Origin of the sequence: Methanosarcina baikalica (genome assembly GCF_031461075.1) — an archaeon.
Taxonomy (GTDB): Archaea; Halobacteriota; Methanosarcinia; order Methanosarcinales; family Methanosarcinaceae; genus Methanosarcina; species Methanosarcina baikalica.
In genome coordinates this window covers 1-19,705 of record NZ_JAVKPK010000023.1, presented here as the reverse complement: position 1 = coordinate 19,705, position 19,705 = coordinate 1, and the positions used below count along the sequence as shown (strand labels likewise).

Below are 19,705 nucleotides of genomic sequence, written 5' to 3'. Positions count from 1 at the left end.
ATTCTTTGTGCAGGCAGAAAACGGAAATAAAGTAGAGACTCTGGTTTTTCGGGTTTCCGAAGAAAACTTTGATGCCGTTCTTGACAAGGCGGCAGCGATCATCAGGAGTGGTGGGACTGTAGCTTTCCCCACGGAAACTGTTTACGGGCTTGGAGCTGACGGCCTGAACCCCGATGCAGTCCTGAAGATTTTCGAGGCTAAAGAGCGCCCTCCAGGAAATCCCCTTAGTCTGCTCGTTCACTCAAGGGAAGATCTCGGGAAGGTTGCAAGAAATATCCCTGAGAAAGCTTTCAGGCTCATGGATGCTTTCTGGCCTGGTCCCCTTACTATCGTTCTGGAAAAAAACGATATTGTCCCGGCAATTACCTCAGGAAACCTGCAATCAATAGGAGTCCGCATGCCTGACCATAAAATTCCTCTGGAACTCGTGAAGAGGGCAGGTACTCCTCTTGCTGCTCCCAGTGCCAACCTATCTGGAAAGCCCAGTCCCAGTTTTGCATCCCACGTCATAGCCGATCTCATTGACAGGGTAGATGCAATTATTGACGGAGGGGAAGTTATCATAGGCCTTGAGTCAACTGTAATTGATATGACTGTCGAACCGCCTGCGTTGCTCAGGCCCGGAGCCGTGAGAAGTGGAGATCTTGAAAAAATTATAGGAAAAGTCCAGCCAGGATACAAAGATGGTGAAGCCAGGACTGATGCGGCTCTACTGGAAAAGAGGGCAGGTCAAAAATATGGACATTATACTCCTGATACAAAGGTTGTGCTTGTGGAGGGGGGAAGTAAGTCCGTTCCGGAAAAGATTGTTAAATTACTTGAAATTTACAGAAACGAAGGGCAGAAAGTCGGGCTCCTGCTCACTGAAGAAACTGCAGGCCTCCCTGCTTTTAAAATGTTGGGCACATATGAATACTTTTTGCTGGGACCCAGGGAAGAGCCAGAAGTCGCTGCCAGGAAACTTTTTGAAGGGCTAAGGAACATGGATAGGAGAGGGCTGGATATTATCGTGGCTGACGGCTCTTTCAGCCATTCGGGGATTGGGGATGCGCTCATTAACAGATTGAGGGAAGCATCTTCCGTGAAGTTTGTTGTTTAAGTTCCATTGTAACGGCAGAATTGAGGACTCGGTTAAATACCTTAGAGGGATTTTTTGAAAGCAGAAAAAAAAGAAAATCTGGTAAAAATGCGGGCTTATAAAAAAGTCATGGGGCAGAACAAGAAAGTAAATAAGATTAATTTTGCAGTTCTGGCTACAGGCCTGCTTTTAACAGTTCTTGGCATGGAGAAGATAGGAAACTATCTTCTCTGGGTCGGTATGTTTGTCCTTTTTGTGACTGTTATTTCAGGCATTTTCGCCTCCGGATCTGTGCGCAGGCAGAGATAAATCTGACTTTCCTAATGTTCTCATAAAGGGGCTTTTCAAATGGGTGAAACGATTGCAAGTGAGGAGATGCATGAATATTTTAATGAACTTGAAGCGAGGCTCAAAGAGGCAATCGAGATCGCAAATATGGCTCGAGCCCGCGGAGGAGATCCGAAGCCTATTGTAGAAATTCCCCTTGCCAAGGATCTTGCAGATAGGGTTGAAAACCTTATAGGAGTAGAGGGGGTCGCTGTAAAGATCCGTGAGCTTGAGATAAAGATGTCCAGGGAAGAAGCAGCTCTTGAAATCGGGCGCCAGGTAGCAGAAGGAGAAGTTGGGAGCTTCGCCGCAAAAAAGGATGCAGTTGAAGCTGCGATCCGGGTTTCCATGGCTGTCCTTACAGAAGGAGTGGTTGCAGCTCCTATCGAAGGGATTGACAAGGTCGAACTTGGGAAAAACGACGACGGTTCTCAGTATATCAGGATCTTTTATTCCGGGCCAATCCGGAGTGCAGGCGGGACAGCCCAGGCCCTTTCCGTGCTTGTCGGCGACTATGTAAGACGCGGGATCGGAATTGACCGCTACAAACCAAGGCCAGAGGAAGTAGAGCGCTATGTGGAAGAAATCCTGCTTTACAAGAGGGTTGCAAGTCTGCAATACACTCCTTCTGAAGATGAGATCCGTCTGATAGTCAGGAATTGTCCTGTCTGTATTGACGGGGACCCAACTGAAGAGGCCGAGGTAGAAGGGCACAGGGACCTGGAAAGGATAGGAACAAACCGCGTTAGAGGGGGAATGTGCCTTGTGCTTGCTGAAGGGCTTGCCCTGAAGGCCCCAAAGGTCAAGAAACATGTCAATAAACTGAATATGGATGGGTGGGACTGGCTGGAAACGCTCATAGGAGGCGCGAAAAGCGAAGGGGATGAAGAAAATGAGCAGAAAAACAAAATCAAGCCGAAGGATAAGTACATAAAAGACCTGATTGCAGGCAGACCTGTTTTTTCCCACCCTTCACGGCCAGGCGGGTTCAGGCTCCGCTACGGGCGTTCCAGAAATACCTCTTTTGCGGCTGCAGGGATTAATCCGTCTACTATGGTGTTGCTTGATGATTTTATTGCTAATGGGACTCAGCTTAAGGTTGAAAGGCCTGGAAAAGCGGCAGCTATGTCTGCCGTGGACTCGATAGAAGGACCGACTGTGCGCCTCTTTTCTGGAGACGTTGTTCGTATAGATAATGTGAAGGAAGCCTATGAAATCCGCTCGCAGATAGAAGTAATAGTGGACATCGGAGAGATCCTTATTAATTACGGCGATTTCCTGGAAAACAATCATCCCCTTATGCCTTCACCATATGTTTTCGAATGGTGGCATTACGACTATGAAGCAGCCTGTCCTGAAACGATACCGGAAAACGAATTGAAAAATCCTTCTGCGTCTCTGGCTCTCAGGCTTGCGGAAGAATTCGATGTCCCCCTTCATCCGAAGTTTACCTATCTCTGGCATGACATAAACCGAAATGAATTCGAGGCTCTAAGGAAATTCGTGGCTGATGAGGGAAATTTTTCGGCTGAAAACGGAATCCTCAGGTTACCCCTGAAAGCCTGCCTGGAAAGGGGTATTAAATCCGTACTTGAAAAACTCCTTGTACTTCATAAAGTAAAAGATGAGACAATCCTGATTGAAGAATCTCTTCCTTTTATTTTCTGCCTTGGGCTTGACAGCCGCCTGAAAGAGAAGGCTCAGATGCCTGATACTGATAATATGGTGGATGCTGCAGCTTTTCTGAGTGGATTTAAGGTTCTCCCCAGGGCTCCTTCGAGAATAGGGGCAAGAATGGGAAGGCCGGAAAAATCCGACCTGCGAAAGATGTCTCCTGCAGCTCAGGTCCTCTTCCCGATAAACAATGCCGGAGGAATAACTCGGAACATTGTATCTGCTTCCGATTATACAGCTTCCATGAATGGGAAGATTGGAGAAATTGAAGTTGAAATGGGACTCAGAGAATGTCCTGTCTGCAGAAAAGAGGCATATTTCTGGCGCTGTGAGTGCGGAGAATATACACATCCAAAACTTTCCTGCCCCCGCTGCAAGATCGATGTAAGAGGAGCTGAAACCTGCCCTAAATGCGGAAGAAAAGCAACTTCTGTTGCAAATGTCAAACTGGATTTTCATTCCATTTACAAGCAGGCCTTTGAGAATGTAGGGGAAAGGGAAAAAATGGATCTAATTAAAGGAGTAAAGCGGCTCATGAATGGGCAGATGACCCCCGAACCCCTCGAAAAAGGAATCTTGCGGGCAAAACATGAAGTCTTTATTTTTAAGGACGGGACTGTCAGGTATGATATGTCAGATATCCCTCTTACGCATATCCGGGCTGATGAAATCGGGATAACAGCAGCCAAACTCCGGGAACTAGGTTACAAGGAAGATATTTATGGAAAATCCCTTGAAAGGGATGAACAGATTGTCTGCCTGAAGGTTCAGGATCTTGTTATTTCTTATGACGGCGGCGAGTACATGCTGCGTACGGCAAACTACGTTGATGACCTTCTTTTGAAGTATTATAAGGTTGAGCCCTATTATAATGCTGAAACCATTCAGGATCTGGTAGGCGTACTGCTAATAGGGCTTGCTCCGCATACCTCTGCAGGTGTGCTCGGGCGCCTGATAGGGTTCACGAAAGCTTCAGTCGGCTATGCACATCCTTTTTTTCATGCTTCAAAACGCAGGAACTGCGATGGGGATGAAGATTGCATAATGCTCCTTATGGATGGGATCCTTAATTTCTCGAGGGCTTATCTTCCGGATAAAAGAGGAGGAAAAATGGATGCTCCTCTTGTGCTCACTACAAGGATCGATCCTAAGGAAGTAGACAAGGAGGCACACAATATAGACGTGTCTGCGAGGTATCCTCTTGCGTTCTACAGGGCCACTCAAGAAATCAAAAATCCCACTGAACTCGAAGGCATTATGGATCTGGTAAGCAGTCGGCTTGGAACCCCGGAGCAGTATGAGCATTTTATGTTTACACACGACACTACAGATATTGCTGCAGGCCCGCTTAACTCTTCATATAAGACTTTGGGAAGCATGATAGATAAAATGGAGGCTCAGCTTTCCCTGGCTAACAAGATAAGGGCAGTAGACGCCCCTGATGTGGCTGAAAGGGTGCTTAAGTCTCATTTCCTTCCCGATCTTATCGGAAATCTCCGTTCATTTTCCAGGCAGCGAATGCGCTGTGTCAAGTGTGCAGAGAAGTTCAGACGCCCTCCTCTGACCGGTACCTGCCCTAAATGCGGAGGCAATGTTATACTGACCGTGCATGAGGGATCTGTTCGTAAATATCTTGAAATTTCAAAAGAGATTGGGGGAAGATACGAAGTTTCCAGCTACACTCGACAAAGGATTGAACTGCTTGATAAAGATATCTGTTCTCTGTTCGAAAATCACAGGGTTAAGCAACTGGGACTTTCGGATTTCATGTCTGGATCTCCGCGCTGAGAAAGAACAAAACGAAATATTGTGATCCGAAATAAATTTATTCTGATGGCCCCAGAGGAGATAGGGCCGTTTGAAAGCCCGAAGATACAGAGGTATTTATTATTCAATTCCCTAACCTTACTATTTCAAGTCCAACTTTTCTTCTGGAAATAGGCTTCTTTCAGCCTCATATTTTTCCCTTAAAGGAGAAAATCTATCCAATTTCGATTGACAGTCGCGTATATATCTCGCATGTAATTATATAATTTTATGGGCATTTATATAGTATCTGTCTGATTATCTGTACTTCCTTATGTGGCTATTTTTGAATAAAGTATGGGCTTTTCTTAGATCTAGGTTGAAAGTTTCGTTTGTCATTCGATTTTATTCCGGAGGCAGCCCAAGTGAGTTGATTTGCTCTATAAGCTCAGTAAAGTTTTCGATTTCCAGTTCCAGAACTTCTTCTCTGGTCATGCCTATTGACATTTCCCCATCTACAGAAAGGCATTCTGGGCCCCTGCGAACAAGCCTGTCAACTCCGTCTCTTTTAAGAGTTTCTTTAACTTCCATATCATGGACAAAGGCCCGTCCTGGAATAAAAACGGTTTCATTAACCTCCGATAGGTCCAGCGTTTTGAAGTCTTCTATCGTAATTAGGCATGCGATGTCTTTTTTCGGGGAGACTATATTCACAGAGCCTCCCAGGGTCTCAAAGATTTCCCTCAGTCTTGGGGCTGCTATCCGGCCTGTGATTACTGTGGCTTTTTTTGTGATTTTCGGAAGCTTTGCAAGGGCTTCGGGAACATTCCGAATGGCAAAGGGAGAACCAATTAACGGATCTTCAAGCGGAGTTCCTGTGACCCTCATGGAAGGATGCTTTGATGCAGAACTGCGCACCAGATCGGTGAATTCTAGGATAGTATGTGGAGTTATGCCCTGAATGATAGGGGCGTTGTTCAGAATCAGCCCGTTTTCCGGGAAGTTTGCAAACCTCATCAAGATAGCCCCTTTTGCACCCATGATCTCCAGATCACTTAGAGTTCTATCAAGGACTTCTCCGTCATTTACTCCCGGAATTAGTACGATTGCCCCGTACACGTCGCAATGAGTACAGAAATCTTTAAGAACCTGCAAAGACGCCTCAGGTTCCGGGTCTTTCATATATTCAGCTCTTAAAGCCGGATCAGTTGCAAAGACTGTAAAACTTACCTCTGTGACTCCCTGGTCTATATAAAAAAGAGCATCATCAAATTTGGAAAAGCCTTTTCCACTTGTATATCCCAGGTGTATGGGAGTCCTGAACTGAGAAAGGAAAGCGACAAGGTTTTTCAGTTCTGGGTAGCAGCTTAAATCGCCTCCTCCGCTGATAGTGAATTTTCCGATTTCTCCACTTGCAAAAGAGAGCTTTCTTGCAGTCTCTTCCAGTACCATCTGAAGAGGTTTGAAGCCTGAGTATGATTCTTTTACACTGCGGGTACAGTAGTCACATCCTTTTTTGAAAGGAAGACAGTACTTACAGCCCAGGGGGGGAGTCTCTTTAACCCTTTTGAAATAGCAATATTTGCAAAAGCCTCTACAGTCTACCCCGGGATTTCCGCCTACGTCAACAACTACTTCCATATTAAACTTTCGTATTACGAGGATATTACTAAATCTTTTTGGTATGATTTCCAGGTGACTAAACAACATCTGGAAAAATTTATTGTCATTTCATCAGCTTCCTAAAAAATATTTTAATTAAGTCTTATTGTATATTTTTGGCGGCTTTAAGTAACGTTGAAATTATATTTCTCTATTGATCCCGTTTTTTTATATGATCATACAAAAATAGATCTCACATTAATAAAATCAATTTTAAAAAAATACATGAATTCATCGATCGGAGAACACAAAAGATTTAAGTACCTTCTAAACGAATGAGAATTCATTGGGAAAGTGGACACTTAAAAACGATACGGTACTTGATTTATTGGGTGCAAAAGCACTCGAATAGGTGACCAGTCCCAAAATGATTTTAATAAATTAAGGAGGAAATTAAAGTGTCTGACACAGTAGACATCTACGACGACAGAGGAAAACTGCTCGAGAGCAAAGTCGACATCATGAACCTTGCTCCAACAAGAAACGCAGCAATTAAAAAAATCATCTTGGACACCAAGAGGTCCGTTGCAGTCTCCCTCGCAGGTATTCAGGGAGCACTTGCCAGTGGCAAGATGGGCGGAAAGGGCCGTCAGATCTTAGGCCGTGGACTTAACTACGATATCGTAGGCAATGTTGATGCTATTGCAGCAAGCGTTAAGGACCTTATCCAAGTCGATGAAGGCGACGACTCAAATGTAAAGATTCTCAAGGGCGGAAAGAGCCTGCTCGTCCAGGTCCCAGAGTCCAGAATGACCGCTGGTGCCGATTATATGTCCGCAACCACAGTCGGTGCAGCAGCAATCACCCAGACGATTCTGGATATGTTCAAGACCGATATGTACGATGCACCCATAGTGAAGGGCGCTGTTTGGGGAAGCTATCCGCAGACAATGGACCTCATGGGCGGAAATGTTGCAGGTATCCTGAGCATTCCCCAGAACAACGAAGGTCTCGGCTTCTCCCTCAGGAACATCATGGCAAACCACGTTGCAGCAATCACCAGCCGATCTGCAATGAACTCAGCTGCTCTCTCTTCTATCTATGAGCAGGCTGGTATCTTCGAGATGGGTGGCGCAGTCGGTATGTTCGAGAGGCATCAGCTCCTCGGTCTCGCATGCCAGGGCCTCAACGCCAACAATGTCGTATATAACGTTGTAAAGGAAAACGGTAAGAACGGTACCATTGGAACCGTTATCCAGTCCATCGTTGGCAGAGCAATTGAAGACGGCGTTATTTCCGTTGACAAGACAGCTCCCTCCGGATACAATTTCTACAAGGCAAACGACGTCCCCATGTGGAACGCCTATGCAGCAGCCGGTACACTTGCAGCCACTCTCGTGAACTGTGGTGCAGGACGTGCAGCTCAGAACGTTTCCTCAACACTTCTCTACTTCAACGACATGCTTGAGAAGGAAACCGGTCTCCCAGGATGCGACTACGGTAAAGTACAGGGTGTCGCAGTAGGGTTCTCATTCTTCAGCCACTCCATTTACGGTGGCGGTGGACCTGGTGTCTTCAACGGTAACCACGTCGTTACCAGGCACTCCAGAGGATTTGCAATCCCCTGCGTATGCGCAGCAGTAGCCCTTGATGCAGGTACCCAGATGTTCACAATTGAATCCACATCCGGCCTCATTGGTGACGTGTTTGGTGGAATCAAAGAATTCCGCGAGCCGATTAAGGCAGTTGCAGGAGCGCTCTAAACATATAACTCGAAAGGTCTAACGATGTCAGACTCTGCTTCAAATAAGGAAGATTCTATTCAAATCGAAATCTTTCCCAGTAGAATCCTGTCCCCCGAAACAGCTCAGAAGCTCATAGGTGAGATCTACAAAGTGGACGGGGTAATCCGCGTTATGGTGCAGGGTAACAGGTTGCCTGATAAGGTATCCGCCGGTCCAGGCACTGGGGAAAAAGTGGAACATCCACTAAGAAAGCCTATTCAGATTGGAGATCAAGTTATTGAATTGAAGATCTGTGCAGGCAGGATCAGGATTGAACTTTCAAACGCCGAAGCTAAAGAAACTATCAGGGAACTGTGCGAAAAATTGCTCCCCTTTCCCTTTGAATTCAGGGAAGGACATTTTTTCCGGAAAAAGCCTACAGTAACTGATTATGCAAAACTTGGTCCTGAAGCAGACCCTCGCTTGCTTGGTATGGTAGATCCGAAAGCCAAAACAAACCAGCTCGTCTTCATTGAGAAGCAAGAGAAAAAGGATGAAGATGAGTGAAAAAGTATGATGATCGATCGGGAAACGCAGGTAGTTGACTGCAGATGTGGTGCGGGACTTGGCAGAGGAGGAGGACTTGCTCAGCGAGGGACTCTCTCGGAAGCCGGCCGTGCTGAGGTTGTAGCTATTGCCATGAGTCCCGGCCAGAGACATATCACAAAACCGGTGTGTGAGATCACATACGGCATGAGGAAAGAAAACATTCAGGTCAGTGTGCTGGTACTCTATTCAGGTTCCGGAATCCCCGAATCAGGTATGAGGACCGGATCTTTTGTATTGAGTCCGGTAGAAGTCTCACAGATTGAAATGCACAAACTGGCTGTTATTCACCTCGGAAATATCAAGGACCATGTAATTAGGAAAGCCAGGGAAATCTTGAGCCAGGCTAATATCCCGGCAATTGTAGTCAGCCAGATCCCGGTAGATTTTGAGGATTTTGCAGAAGCAGGGATAAAGACGAGATTAGTGATGCCAAGGGATGAAAATATTCGTACGAAAGGAATTGTGATGGATATGGTGAGTGGAGTTACACGCGGTGATTCCTGTCCCAGGGATAAACTAAATTCAATCGTTAAATACGTCAAGACTACATTAGACCAGTTAGAAGATCACAAAGGAGTTGCATGAGATGGCTTACAAAGCACAATTTTATCCAGGCGCAACATCAGTTGGCGTTAACAGAAGAAAGCACATGTCTGGGAAACTTGAGAAACTCAGGGAAATCTCAGATGAAGACTTAACTGCAATCCTCGGACACCGTGCCCCAGGGAGCGACTACCCGAGCACTCACCCACCACTTGCAGAGATGGGAGAGCCCGCCTGCTCGACCCGTGAGATCGTTGATGCTACACCCGGTGCAAAAGCAGGTGACAGAGTCAGGTACGTTCAGTTCGCTGACTCCATGTACAACGCACCTGCGACCCCGTACTTCAGATCATATTTTGCAGCAATTAACTTCAGAGGCGTAGACCCAGGTACCCTTTCCGGCCGTCAGATCGTTGAAGCCCGTGAGAGAGATATGGAAAAGTGCGCAAAGGTCCAGCTAGAAACTGAAATGAGCTGCCCTGCACTTTCCGGTATGCGCGGTGCAACAGTTCACGGTCACTCCGTCCGTCTCCAGGAAGACGGTGTAATGTTCGACATGGTCGACAGGAGAAGACTCGAAGGTGGCACCATCATTATGGATAAGGACCAGGTTGCAATTCCTCTCGACAGGAAAGTAGACCTCGGCAAGCCAATGTCCACTGAAGAAGCCGCAAAGAGGACCACCATTTACCGTGTGGACAATGTAGCCTTCAGGGCCGATGCTGAGGTCATTGAATGGGTACAGAGAGTATTCGATGAGAGAACCATATACGGATTCCAGCCGAAATGAGGTGACCAAAATGGCAGCAGATATTTTCTCAAAATTCAAAAAGTCAATGGAAGTTAAGTTCACACAGGAATTTGGTACAAACCAGCAGTCTACCACGGACATCACCGGCAAGACAGAAAAGTTCCTGAGGCTTGGACCTGAGCAGGACCCCAGAAAGGTCGAAATGATTAAGGCCGGAAAAGAAATCGCAGAGAAGAGAGGCATTGCATTCTACAACCCAATGATGCACTCCGGTGCTCCTCTTGGTCAGCGTGCAATTACTCCTTACGTCATCTCTGGCACTGATATTGTTGCAGAACCTGACGACCTCCACTACGTGAACAACGCTGCAATGCAGCAGATGTGGGATGATATCAGGAGAACCTGTATTGTCGGTCTTGACCTCGCTCACGAGACTCTTGAGAAGAGGCTGGGTAAGGAAGTTACCCCTGAAACCATCAACCACTACCTTGAAGTCCTCAACCACGCTATGCCCGGTGCAGCAGTGGTTCAGGAAATGATGGTCGAGACACACCCAGCACTTGTTGATGACTGTTACGTCAAAATCTTCACAGGCGATGACGAGCTTGCAGACGAAATCGACAAGCAGTTCTTGATCAACATTAACAAGGAGTTCAATGCAGAGCAGGCAGCTCAGATTAAGGCCTCCATCGGCAAGACCTCCTGGCAGGCAATCCACATCCCAACAATTGTCTCCAGGACAACTGACGGTGCACAGACCTCCAGGTGGGCAGCCATGCAGATCGGTATGTCCTTCATCTCCGCATACGCAATGTGCGCCGGTGAAGCAGCAGTCGCTGACCTGTCCTTTGCTGCAAAGCACGCAGCTCTCGTCTCCATGGGTGAAATGCTCCCCGCAAGGCGTGCACGTGGCCCTAACGAGCCCGGTGGACTTTCCTTCGGTCACCTCTCAGATATAATCCAGACAAGCCGCACAGTTGCTGACGACCCAGCAAAGGTTTCCCTTGAAGTCGTTGGTGCAGGCTGCATGCTCTACGACCAGATCTGGCTCGGATCCTACATGTCCGGTGGTGTCGGCTTTACTCAGTATGCAACAGCTGCATACACTGACGATATCCTCGACAACAACGTGTACTACAACGTCGACTACATCAACGACAAGTACAACGGTGCTGCAAATGTAGGCAAGGACAACAAGGTAAAGGCAACTCTCGACGTAGTAAAGGACATTGCAACAGAGTCCACACTCTACGGTATCGAGACCTACGAAAAGTTCCCGACTGCCCTTGAAGACCACTTCGGTGGATCCCAGAGAGCAACCGTGCTTGCAGCTGCAGCCGGTGTTGCATGTTCCCTTGCAACCGCAAACGCAAATGCCGGTCTCTCCGGCTGGTACCTCTCCATGTACCTGCACAAGGAAGCATGGGGCCGTCTCGGCTTCTTCGGATACGACCTGCAGGACCAGTGTGGTGCCACAAATGTTCTGTCCTACCAGGGCGACGAAGGTCTCCCAGACGAACTCCGTGGTCCAAACTACCCCAACTACGCAATGAACGTCGGTCACCAGGGTGGATACGCAGGTATCGCTCAGGCAGCCCACGCAGGCCGTGGCGACGCATTCACCGTCAACCCACTCATCAAGGTCTGCTTCGCTGATGACCTCCTGCCCTTCAACTTTGCTGAGCCCAGGAGAGAATTCGGCCGCGGTGCCATGAGAGAGTTCGTGCCTGCTGGCGAGAGATCCCTCGTCATTCCGGCAAAATAATCTCAACAAATGAACATCTTAAAACGGAGTAGGCCTTCTGGCCTACTTTTTGTTTCTTTTTTCTATACCTGCTTTTCTGTACTGCTTTTCCTGAAATTGCTTTGTTTCATTAAATTTATATATTCCACTTTCTCATTATCTCCGTACTTTGGTTTTCTTCCTTTACTTTTTCCGATTACCCATTCAGATGGAACAGCCTTTTTGGATTTTTGAAAGATCAATTCAAAAAAAGGGAGCTTTTAAAGCTCTAATAAGAAATCAAAGCTCGAATAAATTATAAATCCATAAAATAGTCAAAATTAATGAACAAAAAGCCTGAAAAACATGTAATACAAGAAAAACGGCGAAATTCGAGAATTCACTTCTCTATGAACATAGTTGAGGTTTTGCCAAAATTGACAAAAATGCTTTAAAAGCAAAAAAATAGATTATAACTGCTTATTTTGTAAAAAAATCACATCTAAAACCTCTAAAATTGAACTGCTAAATGCCGCCAAATACGGAATCTGGCTGTGAGAACTCAATTAATATTATATATGCTTAGAAAATTAGCATTTGGTATGATTTATGTATACAAATTGCATAAAAATATAAATATTTATTATGTGTTTAAAATTCAAACGTAGTTTTTCTCGCTATTAAACGACTAAAAATCTCTTTATTTAGAATTATTGGCATAATATTACATTAAATTGGTTTTAACCTGTTTTAAACAAATTTTTTTACAAAATAAGCTTTATTTTCAAATATTATTTGAAAATAAGGGATTTTATGGAAAATGGCAAAACCTCAGTTAGATCAAAATTAAAGATGAGTCCTGCAGTTAGAGATCCTGCAAGTCTCAATTCTGGATGCTACTTATTTTTCCGAAATATTCTCCATTTTTGCTCCAAGGTTGCACATATCTTTAAAGAAATCCGGATAAGAGATGGATACAGCCTCTGTAGTGTCAATTGTTGTATTTCCTGCCATCATTCCCGCCATTGCAAGAGCCATGACAATCCTGTGGTCATGCCAGCCATGGACATCTGCTCCCTGTAGTTTTCCTCCGGTGATTGTCAGACTATCCCTCTCTTCTTTAAGACGGACTCCAAATTTCGGAAGTTCGGTCGCAAGGGCGCACAGCCTGTCCGTTTCCTTATATCTTACATGTTCGGCATTTTCAATTCTGCTTGTTCCTTCAGCAACTGAAGCCAGGACAGCAACTGTAGGGACAAGGTCAGGGGTTGCACCGGCGTCAAAGGTTATAGCTTTTAGTCGTTTTCCTCCCCTTACGACTACTATACCTGTTTCTCTGTCCCATGCGATGTCTGCTCCCATTTGTTTGAGAGTTTCAATAATTACCTTGTCTCCCTGTTTTGAGGGGAAGAGGTTTTTAACCGTAATTTCAGACTTATCTGTCATAGCTGCAGCTGCAAGCAAGTAAGATGCAGAGGAAAAATCGCCTGGAATGGTATACTCTTTGAGATCATATTTCTGTTTTCCAGGAATGATGAACCTGATATTGTCGTTATCATCTGTATGGATTTTGACTCCTGCCAGTTCAAGCATCTCAATAGTTACTTCCACATAGGGCTTTGACTTAAGTCTACCTGTAATGGAAAGGGTAGTATTGTTTTCGGTAAGTGGACAGGTTATTAGAAGGGCAGAAATAAACTGGGAACTTATAGAGCCGTCAATATTCACCTTTGTTCCCTCAAGCCCGCCTTTGACTACAAGCGGAGCCCTCTCGTTTCCCCTGGTAGAGCAGGCTTTTACACCCAACCTGTTGAGAACTTCGAGAAGAGGTCCATTTGGCCGGGTGCGAAGGGAGGAATCTCCTGTAAGCACTGTAATCCCATCAGTAAGGGATGCTACTGCGGTCATGAAGCGAAGTGTTGTCCCTGAATTCGCAGCATCAATTACATCTTCCGGAACATGGGGTTTTCCATTAACTCCATGAATGATGAGATTCTCTTCCTCCCTTTCAATCGAAGCCCCGAACATCTCGGAAGCCCGGATTGTAGCAAGAGTATCTGCGGAAATCAGGGGACGTCTGATGATTGACTCTTTTGAGAGGGCTGCCAGGGTTATAGCCCTGTGAGTATAACTCTTTGAAGGCGGGGCAAAGACTTCCCCTTTGATTGAGGATTTGTTTATAGAAATACGCATATGTACCAGAACTCTTATATTTCTTATTTTAGACTTTTCCTGAGATTCAAGTGCTTACTTCTAGCCTTCTGAATATGATTCTCTTGGATATGATTAAAATTTTAGCTCACACCTTTTACAATATTTTCCACGAGCTCCCAATCATGATCATAGACATGCGCTGAAATGCTGATAGTAGTGATCGTTCCGGGTTCTACTCCTACCCTGTCAGCTACGTACTCGAGAAGTTTCGAGAGCCCGTAAAGGTTTGCCGGGTAAGCTCCCCCGAAATCATGGCTTCTGAATAGAGTAGTGAGATGTACTTTTCCATCCCTGATCTTAAAGTCATCGAGCATCATACAGGGAACTTCATTAACTTTCGTATCTATAGGAGGAATCCAGGTGATAGCTATTGCTCGCCTGGAGGTAGGGCTTTCCTGCAGCTTTTCGATAACGTACTCTATCTGGTCTACTTTTCCGTTCCAGTTCCGAAGACGCTGCCCATACGTGTACTCGAAGTCCTGTGCGTTCTCTCCCGAAATAAGTTGTTTTGCGTACTCTTCAAGCCTTTCCTCGTTCCAGGCCGTATCTGCAGGAATCCTGTCAGTATAGGGATTTTCAATTACTACCATCAAATCCATGAATTCCCTGATCTGGCTTCCTCTCTCATCAGTAATCACAGTTCCGTGATTCCAGATGATATTAAGCCCGCGATACCATGCATCAGAGATACTTTTTGCCCTGATGATCCTGCCAATCTCAAACCTGTCTTCCATTGAAAACTCCCCGATAAAATCAGGATAGGGTGTGGACAATTCATATCATAATTCAATTATAAAAATATCCTTCTGATTTTTGCCAGTTTTTTTCCCTTAGAGTTGTTATTCTTTATCCTTTTTCTTTATCTTTTTTTCTTTATCCTTTTTCTTTATCCTTTTTTATCCTTCTTCTTTATCTATCACTTTCTTTTACAAGTGCTTTCTCTCAGGTACAATCTGAAAACCTTACTGTGTACATTGATAGCATATATCACGCTTATCTTAAAAAAATTCCGGACAAAAAAAGATCTGGATAAGAGTAACCAGATAATAAATTGAAGAAAAGAGATTGAAGAAAAAAGTGAAGGAAAAGGAACTGAAGAGAATGAATTGGAACAAAAGGAAAGAAATAAAGGTTTGAGAAATCTTCTCAGAACCTCATAGCTCTCAGACGCTTTACCCTCTCCTCGGTTACCGGGTGAGTCCTGAAGAGAGACTGAATCGCGCCTCCCTTGAGAGGATTGACAATAAACATATGGGCGCTGCTTTCCTTTGCCTGCACATCCGAAACACTTGGCTTGTAATGGGAATTCCCATCCTCGAGTTTTTCAAGAGCACTGGCAAGAGCCCAGGGTTTTCTGCACATGCTAGCTCCTTCTGCATCTGCTGCAAATTCTCTTGACCTTGAGATTGCAAGCTGGATCAAAGTTGCAGCAATAGGTGCCACAATGGCCATTGCGATAAGGCCCACGATTCCCCCGTTGTCATCATCTCTGCCGCCAAAGCCGCCAAATATTGCAGCCCACTGCGCCATATTAGCCAGCATTGTGACAACACCTGCAAGGGTTGCAGCTATTGCGCTTATCAGGGTATCCCTGTTCTTTACATGTGCCAGTTCGTGTGCCAGCACGCCTTCAATCTCTTCATAAGAGAGCAACTCAAGAATTCCGGTCGTAGCAGCCACAGCTGCATGCTTTGGGTCTCTGCCGGTTGCAAAGGCATTTGGCATGCCAGACTCAACGATGTACACTTTGGGTTTTGGTAGTCCTGATTTCATAACCAGTCCATCCACGATCCTGTGCAGGTTCGGGGCTTCCGCAGGGGAAACTTCCTTTGCTTTGTACATCTTGAGGACTATCTTGTCACTGTACCAGTAGCTTCCGAAATTGAGAATTACTGCAAACGCGAATGCAATAATCATTCCGCTTGTTCCGCCGAAGTAGTCTCCTATTAGAACCAGGAGACCTGTAAGGGCAGCAAGCAAAATTGTAGTTTTAAACATGTTCTTCATGACTTCTCACACGACGTCCTCCCAGGCTAATGTCTGGGTTTTCGGTCTTTGATTTCCTATGCTCTGAACTTTTTTGTTAAGTTAGATCAAATAAAATCAGTAATATACATTCTGACTGCAGGTATATATTTTTTTATCCTGCATAAGGTAAGTTGATACAATTGTGTTATTCTAGTTTCCTTATTTATCTATAATTAATTCTGAATTCTATGAAATGGAAACTTTATTCTTAAATGAGGAAAATTCAAATTTTATATAATATATTCTATCCTGCCCTCTATAAATGCTCCGATGTTCTTAACTTATAATATCCAGTAATATTTCTATTTTTGTATATTTATATTTGGCGCGTTTTTGAGTATCAACATTGGTTTGAAATCGAACTAATCATTAACCTTCAAGTATATATATTTGTTGAAAGAAATTATTTATTGGGTTGGTTCATTTGTGTTTGAGCTCATCTCAAAACCAATTTTATTCTCAATCATTGGTTTCATAAATAATTTTCATGATCATAAACCTTGATTGATTATTCGGAATATGAGAGTTATAGACGGAAATTCTAGTTCTGGGATGAGCTCAAACACAAATGAGCTTACGGTTTTGCCAGAACCGGAGGATTAATCCCTTCTCATATTACTCCGTCTTCAAAATAATCCGTATCCATCTTTTTTATGTCGTAAAACTTTACTTTCGAAACTCCTACGTCATATTCAATCATTAGCCTTGCAAGCATTTCCCCATCAATCAAAACAATGTTCTCTGTAAGATCGGCATATTCGATAGCTTCTTTTGAAAAGCTCGAAGTCGTTATGAAAACTCCCTTCTTTGCCTTCTTTCCTATCAAGGCTCCGGCGAATTTCTGGATCTCAGGTCTTGCTACTGTGCCTTCCCAGCGTTTTGCCTGGATATAAATGACATCAAGTCCAAGCCTGTCTTCTTTTATAATACCGTCAATGCCCCCATCGTGGCTTTTGCCGACTGCTTTTCCGGCATCTGATCTTGAACCTCCATACCCCATTTTTGTCAGGACATCAATCACCAGTGATTCAAAAAAGTTGGCTGAGCATTTCTTTATGGTAGAGAGGACTTCGGAAACCAGTTCAGTGTGAAGTTTTTGGTACGCGATTTCGAGGAATTCTTCGGGATCAAGGTCTTCTTTTCTTTCTATGCATTCTATGCTGAGAATACCGGGTTTATCAATTACAATTTGTTTATCTCCGTTGTAAAACTTATTAAATTCCTCATATCGTTTTAAAAAATCAACATCAATCGAAGTGTGATTTTCTTTAAGAATATCCAGTCCTTTTTGAGTGATGGTAAAATACCCCTTCTTTCCGGAATTCAATAATCCGGCTTTTTTCAAATAAGTGCTAGCCCATCCGACTCTGTTCTTAAAAACAGCTTGCTGGCCGCTTGGCAGTAGCTCCTTCCTTTCCCCTTCACTTAACCCGAATTCTTTAGCTAAGCTTTCTACTGCATCGTGGATTCGATGCTCTCTGCTGTCTCTTGCATATCTTAGCAAAGGGAGCATTACGGATTGATAATCTGGAATTACCATTAAATCACTCAATAACGATATTATTCCTATCTAAAACTTTGAGTGTTTATAGTTTATTATTTTGTTATATTATTCCTCTATTTTATACTCAACACTCACCAGCCCATTCTCGTACCTTTCTACCCTTTCAGTCCTGAGCTTTATCTCTCTTCCAATTTGATCAAACAGTGGAATTCCACTTCCAAGAATAATGGGGACCACAAAAACAATCATATCCTGAACAAGGTTTTCTTCAAAAAACGTCTTGATAAGCTGTGAGCCTCCCACGAGCCAGATATCCTTCTCAGTATTTTCCATTAGCTGGCGCACAAACTCCCCGATGTCTCCGGAAACGAATTCTACGTTATTTTCGTGGCGCATAGGTTCTTTTTGTCTGGTAAATACGTATGACTTTTTCTCCCCATAGGGCCATTCTCCGAATTCCAGGACCTGTTCATAGGTTTTTCTGCCCATAAGGACCGTGCCTATTGATGAATAAAATTGGGAATAGCCATAGTCTGTTTCGGAGTCGTTTTCGTATCTGGTTAACCAGTCGATGCTGCCATTTTCTCTGGCTATGAAACCGTCAAGGCTTGCTGCGATATAGAGTTTTATTCTGGGTGTGTTTCCTTTCATTTTCCCTTCCCCATTTAGTGACATCTTTTAGTGATATAGTATAGTCTTATGTTGATTCCGCTTCTTATTTTTTTGTTTCATTTCAGTTTTTGTATGACTCAGACCTTTCAAAAGCGGACGAAACAGGAAAGGTAGGGGTATGGTACTCACACAATCAGGGCGAAGGTTTTTGGCTGATTCTCAGTATCCCTTTTGCAGAATCAAGTTGTATTTTCTTAAAATATCAGATTTTTCTCAGAATGGTCTCCTATAGAGGACCAGTTATTATGAAATTGGTCTTCTAGAAAGGATCATTTCTCACATGCTTATCCAGAAATCACAAGTTTTTACCTTCCTCTCTCATCCACTGCATCAATTTTGAATGCTCCATTAACAGAGTTCCGGTTGAAATGAAGGTGAATTTGAAGGGAAAAAAGAGTCTACTTTGGGTCTGGAAAATTCAAACGTAGGTTAAGCTAATCAAATAGAAGTTTAAGAAAAGAGAAATTCCTCTTTCAAAAATAATGGATTTTTGCGAGATTTCTTCGAATAGCACGCCTGTACTTTACTGCAGGGTAACCGAAAATTATCATTATTCCGGGCTGGTTTCGGGGATTGATTCCGTACTTTTCTTTCACTTTTTTGCCTCCATTTTTCAGCATTGGGCCTATGGTCCCTATCATGCAGCTTCCAAGGTCCAGGGTTTCAGCTGCAAGCATTGCATAGGTGGCCGTGATAAAAGGATCTGCTGGATCAGCATAAGGAGAGGCGTGGAAGTACATCGCAAGGGAGGCTCCGTAGAGCAGGTAATCAGTATCTTCTTTTCTCATTTCTTCAAAGATTTCTATCGCCGGATACATGAATTTGTCCAGGACTTCATACTCTTCCCTCTTCATGAAAGGCCGCATCAGGAGAAGTGCAGGTTTTGAAAATATCCATTTCTGGCTTTTCATATGCTCTAACATGTCGTCGGAAAATTCCCTTACTTTTTCTTTTCCGTTTATAACCAGGACTTCAACATCTGATGGTGGAATTCCCATGGGTGCCATGCTTGCTGCTGCCAGGATTCGGTCTATTTTTTTCTGCTCAACTTCCCTCTCTTCGAATTCCCGGATGCTACGTCTGGCAAGCATGAGAGCCATAAGTTCTTCATTCTCTGCTCGGTTTTCTTTGGCAGGGATGTCCATAAAGGAAGTCTGGGATATTTCTCTTCCTTCAACTACGATGGCTCCTGTGGGGCAAACTGCAGCACAGTGCCCGCAGCCGATGCAGCCAAAATAGCGGGTTTGGTCGACCCATACTTTATCGTTTTCAAGGTAGAGAGGGGCTCCTTTGCAGACTTTAGCACAGAGGCCGCAAGCCTTACACTTCTCATAATCGATCCTGACAGTTGCGGTTTCAGAATGTCTGGCAGTGGGGATGGCCATAAGTTTTGTTCTAAACGACGGTTATAAAAATCTTTTGTTGAATGCGGCTTTGCACTTAAAGTACCATTTTCTCTTGACATTAGGTGCAGATTTTAGACTTTTAGTGCAAGTGTAAAATTCGTATA

Annotated in this window: 15 protein-coding genes; 8 read left to right on the top strand and 7 right to left on the bottom strand. The window is 44.3% G+C overall.

Features of this window, described 5'->3' with window-relative positions:
- Positions 1-7 precede the first annotated feature (7 nt).
- The 3 genes from RG963_RS07270 to RG963_RS07260 are packed head-to-tail and all read left to right on the top strand — an operon-like array spanning position 8 to position 4,867.
- Complete coding sequence (locus RG963_RS07270; RefSeq protein ID WP_310575610.1) at positions 8-1,099, top strand: L-threonylcarbamoyladenylate synthase; 1,092 nt, start codon at positions 8-10, stop codon at positions 1,097-1,099.
- A 54-nt stretch (positions 1,100-1,153) separates the two neighbouring features.
- Positions 1,154-1,387: a hypothetical protein gene (locus RG963_RS07265; RefSeq protein ID WP_310575609.1), complete on the top strand. Its 234-nt coding sequence runs from the start codon at positions 1,154-1,156 to the stop codon at positions 1,385-1,387.
- 39 nt (positions 1,388-1,426) lie between these two features.
- The gene (locus RG963_RS07260; protein ID WP_310575608.1) at positions 1,427-4,867 is read left to right on the top strand and encodes a DNA polymerase II large subunit; all 3,441 of its coding nucleotides are present in this window, start codon (positions 1,427-1,429) and stop codon (positions 4,865-4,867) included.
- 363 nt (positions 4,868-5,230) lie between these two features.
- Here the strand turns inward: RG963_RS07260 and mmp10 are convergent, their stop codons facing one another.
- The gene (gene mmp10, locus RG963_RS07255) at positions 5,231-6,466 is read right to left on the bottom strand and encodes a methyl coenzyme M reductase-arginine methyltransferase Mmp10 (RefSeq protein WP_310575607.1); all 1,236 of its coding nucleotides are present in this window, start codon (positions 6,464-6,466) and stop codon (positions 5,231-5,233) included.
- Between the two features lie 419 nt (positions 6,467-6,885).
- On the opposite strand from mmp10, the gene mcrB reads away from it, so the two are divergent.
- From mcrB to mcrA, 5 genes are read left to right on the top strand one after another with little or no spacing between them, the layout of a single operon-like run.
- Positions 6,886-8,190, top strand: a complete 1,305-nt coding sequence (mcrB, locus tag RG963_RS07250) for a coenzyme-B sulfoethylthiotransferase subunit beta (RefSeq protein ID WP_310575606.1) — start codon at positions 6,886-6,888, stop codon at positions 8,188-8,190.
- A 24-nt stretch (positions 8,191-8,214) separates the two neighbouring features.
- A complete protein-coding gene (mcrD, locus tag RG963_RS07245; RefSeq protein ID WP_310575605.1) occupies positions 8,215-8,718 on the top strand; it encodes a methyl-coenzyme M reductase operon protein D in 504 nt (167 codons plus the stop codon).
- A 6-nt stretch (positions 8,719-8,724) separates the two neighbouring features.
- Complete coding sequence (mcrC, locus tag RG963_RS07240; protein ID WP_310575604.1) at positions 8,725-9,345, top strand: methyl-coenzyme M reductase I operon protein C; 621 nt, start codon at positions 8,725-8,727, stop codon at positions 9,343-9,345.
- Position 9,346: 1 nt separating this feature from the next.
- Positions 9,347-10,093, top strand: coding sequence for a coenzyme-B sulfoethylthiotransferase subunit gamma (gene mcrG / locus RG963_RS07235; protein WP_310575603.1), 747 nt, complete (start codon positions 9,347-9,349; stop codon positions 10,091-10,093).
- A gap of 10 nt (positions 10,094-10,103) precedes the next feature.
- The gene (mcrA, locus tag RG963_RS07230) at positions 10,104-11,819 is read left to right on the top strand and encodes a coenzyme-B sulfoethylthiotransferase subunit alpha (protein WP_310575602.1); all 1,716 of its coding nucleotides are present in this window, start codon (positions 10,104-10,106) and stop codon (positions 11,817-11,819) included.
- An 858-nt stretch (positions 11,820-12,677) separates the two neighbouring features.
- Here the strand turns inward: mcrA and aroA are convergent.
- From aroA to RG963_RS07200, 6 genes are all read right to left on the bottom strand, one after another.
- Positions 12,678-13,970 carry a 3-phosphoshikimate 1-carboxyvinyltransferase gene (gene aroA, locus RG963_RS07225; protein ID WP_310575601.1) on the bottom strand — a complete coding sequence of 431 codons (1,293 nt, stop codon included), beginning with the start codon at positions 13,968-13,970 and terminating at the stop codon, positions 12,678-12,680.
- Between the two features lie 101 nt (positions 13,971-14,071).
- Complete coding sequence (locus RG963_RS07220) at positions 14,072-14,725, bottom strand: thymidylate synthase (RefSeq protein ID WP_310575600.1); 654 nt, start codon at positions 14,723-14,725, stop codon at positions 14,072-14,074.
- 412 nt (positions 14,726-15,137) lie between these two features.
- Entirely contained in the window at positions 15,138-15,998 is an 861-nt protein-coding gene (gene htpX, locus RG963_RS07215; protein ID WP_310575599.1) for a zinc metalloprotease HtpX, read from the bottom strand.
- A gap of 631 nt (positions 15,999-16,629) precedes the next feature.
- Positions 16,630-17,559 (bottom strand): restriction endonuclease, encoded by a 930-nt coding sequence (locus RG963_RS07210; RefSeq protein WP_310575598.1) that lies wholly within the window; start codon positions 17,557-17,559, stop codon positions 16,630-16,632.
- 69 nt (positions 17,560-17,628) lie between these two features.
- A complete protein-coding gene (locus RG963_RS07205) occupies positions 17,629-18,174 on the bottom strand; it encodes a dihydrofolate reductase family protein (RefSeq protein WP_310575597.1) in 546 nt (181 codons plus the stop codon).
- A gap of 494 nt (positions 18,175-18,668) precedes the next feature.
- The gene (locus tag RG963_RS07200; RefSeq protein ID WP_310575596.1) at positions 18,669-19,580 is read right to left on the bottom strand and encodes a nitroreductase family protein; all 912 of its coding nucleotides are present in this window, start codon (positions 19,578-19,580) and stop codon (positions 18,669-18,671) included.
- Positions 19,581-19,705: the final 125 nt, after the last annotated feature.